Origin of the sequence: Escherichia sp. KTE159 (assembly GCF_000408805.1) — a bacterium.
Classification (GTDB): Bacteria; Pseudomonadota; Gammaproteobacteria; order Enterobacterales; family Enterobacteriaceae; genus Escherichia; species Escherichia marmotae.
In genome coordinates, this window is record NZ_KE137297.1 from 1 (window position 1) to 7,567 (window position 7,567).

The following is a 7,567-nucleotide window of genomic DNA, read 5'->3' on the forward strand; positions in this document are numbered from 1 at the left end:
CCGGCACTGCCCCAGGGTGATATCACCCGGCGCATCCACCGTGTTAATCATCAGCACACCATTGTTAGCCACAAAGCCCAGTGGTGTGTTCTTACGGTCACGCAGCTTCACCTGTGGCGTTGGCGAAAGCAATAATTGATACAACAAGCGCAAGTGTGACCCGACGGAAAAACACGGATGAAACTGCTTCTGCGACTGCCTTCTTTCTTACACATACAATCCTTTTATCCGTTACTGATACGTGACCACAAAGGTCAGCGCTCCCGTGTATTCCCCCGCCTTCACCTTTGTCGGAAATATCGGCTGCGCACGAAAACGGAACTGTCCCTTAGCGGCAAAATCCACCGGGTAATTTACCGAATGACTGCCCTGTGTCAGACGTCCGCGATAATCAGCCTGTGTATCCACAGCCCGCACATCTACGCGAATACCATCACCGGCACCACGAGTGACCACGCCTCCTGCGTCCAACTGGCCGGGATTGCCAAAATCCAAGGTGGCGCTCCGCCCTGCCTGAAAGGCTGAGCATCCCGGAATCGTGGCGCCAGACTCATACAGGCGCACCGTGAAATCTCGTGGTGGCACAGGCGTCTCCGTGGACTTGCGGTAAGTTCCGAATGTCAACCGACCGCTGTTACCGTTGCTGTCCGCATCCACCACCACATGACAGGCTGAAGCTACTATGTCTGCGCTAAAAACAATTCTCTGTGTGGAAGCCTCACCCACCCCACACAAAGAAAATAAAAAAATATATATGTGCGCTCGCATATATCTCAGGACAATCATTTAACCTCTAACCACAATGCAATTGTCTTCTCTGCAGTTAATTATCGTCTCTTCATCCCTAAAAAAAACACACAATGCGAAAAAATAAGCAACAGAACATGAAGTGCATACAAATAACTCATGTAACCACATAAAACAAACTTACACATAGAATATGGAGATTTAATAAAATAAATTCACACATCACACAAAGATAATAATACATCTCCCACCACAGTACGTTGACCATCCTAAAACAAGACCACAATACCCCCTCAATACAAATATATTAATAAGCAGAAATTGAATCACTGTGTATAGTTTTGATGCTCTCAGTTTGTTGATAATGTTAACTTTCATTTTTTATCGACGATATTTGTTCGCCTGAGTCATGCCGATGATTACCGTTATAAAACATTTCGATATAGTCAAAAATATAACAGCGAGATTCTTCCCTCGCCCCGTAGTTCTTTGAACTTACCCAGCAATTGTGGACATACGGCTAAATGAGTAAGCTCTCAGTCAGAAGTGACCACATGTCAAAATAGGCTTTGTTAATGGAATGGTCGCCCCGACATCCAGTGCCACAGTGAGACGATAAACCGTCGCTACTTGAGCAGAGCGACCATCATGAACATTAAGACTATCGGCATCGATTTGGCAAAAGATGTTTTCTTGGTCCACGGAATTGACGAACACGGCAAACAGTTGTTTAACAGACAACTCAAAAGAGCCAAAATGCTTTCTTTTTTTGCCAATATCCCTCTATGCCTGATTGGCACGGAGACCTATGCTTCTGCCCACTTCTTGGCCGGTAAACTAATATCGATGGACCATAACGTCAAACTGATGGCCCTCTGTTCGTCAAGCCCTATGTCAAAACTAATAAGCATGATGCTACTGATGCAGAGGCTATCAGCAAAGCCGCCACGCAACCCAATATGCGGTTCGTTCCAGTCAAAACCCCTGAGCAGCAAGCTGTATTGGCACTTCACCGGAGCCGCCAGACCTTCATCAAGCAACGGAGCGCTCAGGCGGAATCAAATGCGGGGATTATTGGCTGAATTTTGCATCGTCGTACCCCGGGGGATCCAGCAACTACAACTGCGGTTACCTGAGATCTTGGAAGATGCCAATAATGCGTTGCCACCTCTGTTCCGTGTACAGCTGAGTCTGTTACAACACCACATGACATATCTGTTTGATGTCGTAACTACACTCAGCAGTACTACTGCCAAAATGCATTGTGTCAACTTATCAGCAAGATCCCAGGAATTGTCCCTGTCACCGCCACAGCACTCATTGCGACTATCGGCAACGCCAGCAATTTCGAAAATAGCCGATAACTGGCTGCCCGGCCAGGGCTGGTTCCACGCCAGCATTCCAGTGGAGGCAAACAAGTCCTACCTGGGATAAGAGCAAACAAGGCGATATTTATTTACGAATCTTACTTATTCACGGCACGAGAGTTGTGTTGCAGTCAGCCAAACATAGACAGGATGTCGTATCAGGATGGGGCAGCCGGTTCCTAGAACGTCGGAATAACAACATTGCCTCGGTAACATTGGCTAATAAGAATACGCGGACGGTATGTGCACTCCTGGCAAAAGACCTGGAGTACTGTGCACCAGTGATGAATGCTTAAGTATCTGAATCAGTAAGATAGAAACAACACCTCCAATTGCTCAGGCAAGCATGAAGTGATGGCAGGTCAGACCTTGATGGAGAAAACACGCTTTATTCGAGGCTCCAGAAAGAGCGCTTTGTTGATAAGGTCTCCATCAGAGTATTCCATCAGGGACCGAGGTGTTTCACACCATCTCAGCAAAGTCCGGAACTATGGCGGCAATCGATGACTCGTAAAGCCACCACTACCTATTTAGCCTTGCAAACAGGGGATGACCTCAGTGCTCTTCTGATCTTGCCATAACCACTGTTCTGGTAGTTAAACGTGTATTTCGGCGGCCCCTGTGGGCAGCACAGGGTTTTATTGATTCCATTTTTGCTCTGATGGGTGTCCCGCTGCGCTGCCCAGATTACACAAGTGTCAACAAGCGAGCAAAATCGGTTAACGTCTGTTTTAAAACACCCACCCGGCATGAGAACGCGCACCTGGTGATTGATTCCACAGGACTGAATGTCTTCGGCGAAGGTGAGTGGAAAGCCCAAAAACACGGCAAAGAACGTCGCCATATCAGGCGAAAGCTGCATCTAGCTGTTGATGCGAAAACACATAAAGTTATCTGTTGTCAACGACGGGTAAAAAGTGATCCACTTACATCTCCACCGACGGTCTAATATTGATCTACCGTTTTACTCAGGATTAGCTTCCGCTATAACCCCGGCCTTTCGTTTCTGTTTCAGTCGATAGCTCTCTCCTTTTATTTGAACACCGTGTGAGTGGTGTAAGATCCGGTTCAGCATCGCGGATGTTAGCGCCGCATCACCGGCAAACGTCTGATCCCACTGCCCGAACGGCAGATAGCCTATTCCATCGATGATAAGCCGCTTCGGCGCCATTACGCCGCGGTGAAGCGTTGTTTTATAGCGGCCCTGGCGTTGCGCGGTGGACAGCTGAAGTAACAGATCCGCCGCCGTTATGAAGCGAACCTTGATACCCGCACATACCGCTTCATATCCCATTGCTATTGCCAGATGCGTTTTTCCCACGCCGGATGGCCCCAGCAACACGATGTTTTCGTTGCATTCTATAAAGCTCAGTGAATGCAACGACTGGATTTGCTTCTGTGGGGCACCTGTGGCGAAGGTGAAGTCATATTCCTCGAACGTTTTTACTGCCGGGAAGGCCGCCATCTGGGTATACATCGCCTGTTTACATTGATGGCGGGCCAGTTTTTCCTCATGAAGCAGATGCTCCAGGAAGTCCATATAGCTCCATTCCTGATCCACAGCCTGTTGCGACAGCGCCGGTGTTGCGCTAATAAGACTGTCCAGTTGCAGTTGTTCGGCGAGAACCATCAACTATTGATGTTGAACCAACCATTATGCGGCTCCTTTGCAGAACGTGTCATAGATGGACAGCGGATGATGCAGTGGCTGCCTGTCGAAGGTCACCAGTTTTTCGTCTACCTGTACGTGATATTGTTTTTTCTCTGGCGGCAGAGCCAGCATGGACTGCTGTTCTTCGAGCCAGCGATCACAGGGACGGGTCTGGATAGTTTCATGCTTCCGCTGGTTAGCGACATCGTGCAGCCAGCGCAGGCCGTAGCGGTTGGCGGTTTCAACATCAACGGCTATCCCCAACGGACGCAGGCGAGTCATTAGTGGGATGTAGAAGCTGTTGCGGGTGTACTGCACCATACGCTCCACTTTGCCTTTAGTCCGTGCCCTGAAGGAGCTACACAGCCGCGGAGAGAAGCCCATCTCTTTGCCGAACTGCCAGAGGGATGGATGGAACCGGTGCTGACCGGTCTGGTAACCACTACTGTTTTCATATTGTCGTACAGGGCTTCACGCGGTACGCCACCGAAGAAGCTGGACGCATTACGGTGACAGGCTTCCAGCGTGTCATAGCGCATGTTGTCAGTGAACTTGATGTACAGCATTCGACTGTATCCCAGAACGACAACGAACACATGAAGCGGTGATTTACCGTTACGCATAGTACCCCAGTCAACCTGCATCTGCCGTCCCGGCTCAGTTTCAAAGCGAACAACAGGCTCCTGCTCCTGAGGGGGGCGAGTGAACGTATGAACTCTCTCAGGATGGTCATGCCACCACGATAACCCAGCTCAATGATCTCGCGGGCGATAACCGTCGCAAGAATTTTATAAGGGGGGCATCAGCGATGCGCTGACGAATATAGTCCCGGTATTCATCCAGAAGTGAAGTAACGCAGGACGCAGCGTATATTTTGGCGGCTCAGACTGGGCTCGTGAATTAACAAAGCAGGGGCACAAAGTCCGGTTGTTACCGACCCGTTTCGTTAAAGCGTTTGTCATGGGTAACAAGAGTGACGTGATGGATGCGCGGGCTATCTGGATAGCGGTACAGCAACCCGGTAAGGAAATCGCCGTTAAGACAGAAGAACAGTTGTCGGTACTGGTTCTACACCGCTCGCGCAGACAACTGGTGAAGTTCAGAACCGCGCAGATTAATGCCCTGCACGGTACGTTGCTGGAGTTCGGTGAAACCATTTACAAAGGCCGGGCAGCGATGGTCCGGGAGTCTAGGTGGCGCTGAAGCGAATGAAAGCGAGGCTGCCAGCACATCTCATCACCGTACAGGAAGACCAGTATAACAGACTGAGTGAGCTGGACATGTTGATCGATGGCCTTTCACAGTGTAGCCCGACAGAATGAAACCTGTCTGCGACTGATGGAAATACCGGGCGTTGGGCCACTAATCGCTACGGCAGCACTCGCCACTATGGGAGAAGCATCGGCGTTTAAATCTGGGCGAGCGTTCGCGGTCTATGTCGGTCTGGTGCCAAAACAGTCATGCTCTGGAGGGAAGATTCGACTACTGGGAATAAGCAAGCGTGATGATACCTATCTCCGGACATTATTTATTCACGGAGCAAGGGCGGCAGCATTGATGGTCAAAGAACCGGGGCCATGGATAACAGAACTTAAGAAACGGCGTCCGACCAGTGTGGCCATAGTCGCGGTGGCGAACAAGCTGGCTAGGACTGTATGGACAATAGCCGCTCATGGCCATAAATACGACAAGGATCATATTAGTATCAAGCCATATTAATCGGTGATACCGATAAATGTTAACGCTTAAAAAAAGTGAATGCAGAAAGGTTGCTCTGGCGGCCAGCGTTATGACAAAGACAGGTAAGACCGGGATTCACTAAACCTGAATACAGCCAAGAGCTTAAAGCTCGCCAAAGAAATAAGGTGTGAGTCAGCGAATTACATAAGGGTTCGCAGCTTTATGGCTGCAATAAAGCCGAATATAAAGCTACAACCTATCCGTCGATGTCAGAGCAATAGATGCCTTGCAAACGGGATGTGTTCATATAAGCTGTATGACGCAGATGTCTCTCCAGCACTGATATCAAAGGTCACCGATGCTGTGATAGAGCAGGTTGTCGAATGGAAAAACCGACCACTGGATGCTGTTTATCTTGACTGTATCATCCTGAAAGTTCAGCAGGACAGTCGCGTCATCAACAAATCGGTGTTCTTGGCACTGGGCATCAATATCGAAGGTCAGAAAAAACTCCCGGGGAAGTGGCTGGCCGAAAATGAAGGAATGAAGTTCTGGTTCAATGTGCTGACTGAACTGAAAAACCGTGGTCTGACGATATCCTCACCGCCTGTGTAAATGGCCTGAAAGGCTTCCCTGACGCCATCAACACGGTATATCCGGAGGCCCGCATCCAGTTATGTATCGTACATATGGTGCGCAACAGCTTACGCTTCGTGTCATGGAAGGACTACAAAGCCGTCACTCGAGATCTGAAAGCCATTTATCAGGCTCCCACGGTAGAGGCAGGCCAACAGACACTGGAAGCGTTCGCTGCGGCTTGGGACTGCCGTTATCCGCAGATAAGCCAGAACAGGCTGTCAAACTGGACTAACCTGGCGACGTTTTTCGCTTATCCGGCAGATATCCGCAAAGTGCTCTACACAACGAACGCCATAGAGTCGCTGAACAATGTGATCCGGCATGCCATCAGGAAATGCAAGCAGTTCCCGATGGACGAGTCAGTAAAAAAAGTGGCGTGGCTGGCAATTCAGGCCGCGTCCCAGAAATGGACGATGCCGTTGAGGGACTGCCGAATGACAATGAGTCGCTTTATTATCGAGTTTGGTGACCGTCTTGACGGTCACTTTTAAGAAAAGGCATTTACACAGAATCGTGTACAGAGTCCAACCCTGATTTATTCAACAAAGCCGCATTTATATATTTTTTATAAATGCAACGAATAATACAATATTCGTTGCATTATAATACTTAATGTTTGTTATTAAAACCTCACCTGATAGCCAGGTTAATGTTTTTAATTCAAAATTCAACAATTAAGCATAGGTTACAATAATTGGCAAAGATGCATGCCAGTTAACATCTTCACTCCCCATAGGTTCGTCAAGAGTTATTTTAATTGACGTCTCTCCATAGGGAATCGCAGAAGTATAAGCACCACTATAGGTTACATATGGTGTTTTAAAGGTACCTGTATCAGCAGTGTCTACCACAGGAGCACCTTGAACATCAAAATGTTCTAAAGCTGTATGGTCAATTTCCATCATTTTACTAGTGAGGCTATTATAGCCTAAAGAGCCCCCCTTCGACTTGGCTACACCACCATAAAATGCCTGACCAGCTTCCGAAGCCATAAGAGAATACGCGCCCTTATAACCACGATCATTCATAGAATATACTGCGCCAGCAAAAAAATCGGCTTTCATAACACCAATTTTCTGTGATGCGTCATTGTAAACGTCCAATGTCAACTTGGTTAAGCCTGCATCAAAAGAATCTAAATCAACTGCCTCACCATAGTCAATCTGCGGAGTAATCCCATTCGCACCGTTAAATGCTTGCTCAGCAATAGTACGAATACTCAACACAGAAGCATGTTTACTCAAAACACCAATGGTTGCTTCGGTCTCACCTGCTTTTAGTTCCCCAGTCAAACCGCTAACTGCATTAGCTACTTTGACTTCCCACGGATTTGTACTTGTTCCTGTAATAGCTAAAGTCCCACCCATCTCGAATGAACCACCTTCACCCCCTGGCGTCCATTCTCCTACAGCTGCCATTGAGGAACCGGATACTACAGCAGAGGCAGCCACACTCAGTGCAATCAGAGTCTTTTTCATAAAAC

At 48.3% G+C, this 7,567-nt stretch carries 3 protein-coding genes and 5 pseudogenes; 4 read left to right on the forward strand and 4 right to left on the reverse strand.

Annotated elements, in window-relative coordinates; translation table 11 throughout:
* Nucleotides 1-231 precede the first annotated feature (231 nt).
* On the reverse strand, nucleotides 232-768 hold the full coding sequence (locus A31E_RS00035; RefSeq protein WP_024193634.1) for a fimbrial protein: 537 nt from the start codon (nucleotides 766-768) through the stop codon (nucleotides 232-234).
* Nucleotides 769-1,395: 627 nt separating this feature from the next.
* Between A31E_RS00035 and A31E_RS00030 the strand changes: the two are divergent.
* Nucleotides 1,396-2,410, forward strand: a pseudogene (locus tag A31E_RS00030) (IS110 family transposase).
* Nucleotides 2,411-2,667: 257 nt separating this feature from the next.
* Nucleotides 2,668-3,012 (forward strand): annotated as a pseudogene (locus tag A31E_RS0123470) (transposase); the annotation flags it as partial.
* A gap of 66 nt (nucleotides 3,013-3,078) precedes the next feature.
* Here A31E_RS0123470 and A31E_RS00025 read toward each other — a convergent pair.
* On the reverse strand, nucleotides 3,079-3,744 hold the full coding sequence (locus A31E_RS00025; RefSeq protein WP_016233065.1) for an ATP-binding protein: 666 nt from the start codon (nucleotides 3,742-3,744) through the stop codon (nucleotides 3,079-3,081).
* 24 nt (nucleotides 3,745-3,768) lie between these two features.
* A pseudogene (istA, locus tag A31E_RS0123475) lies at nucleotides 3,769-4,661 on the reverse strand (IS21 family transposase); the annotation flags it as partial.
* On the opposite strand from istA, the pseudogene A31E_RS25070 reads away from it, so the two are divergent.
* Nucleotides 4,642-5,484 (forward strand): annotated as a pseudogene (locus tag A31E_RS25070) (IS110 family transposase); the annotation flags it as partial. The pseudogenes istA and A31E_RS25070 overlap by 20 nt on opposite strands.
* Nucleotides 5,485-5,754: 270 nt before the next feature.
* Nucleotides 5,755-6,575: pseudogene (locus A31E_RS25075) on the forward strand (IS256 family transposase); the annotation flags it as partial.
* Nucleotides 6,576-6,758: 183 nt separating this feature from the next.
* Here A31E_RS25075 and A31E_RS00005 read toward each other — a convergent pair.
* Nucleotides 6,759-7,567, reverse strand: an 809-nt coding sequence (locus tag A31E_RS00005; protein WP_016249643.1) for a F4 family fimbrial subunit, incomplete at its 5' end; no start/stop codon positions are given.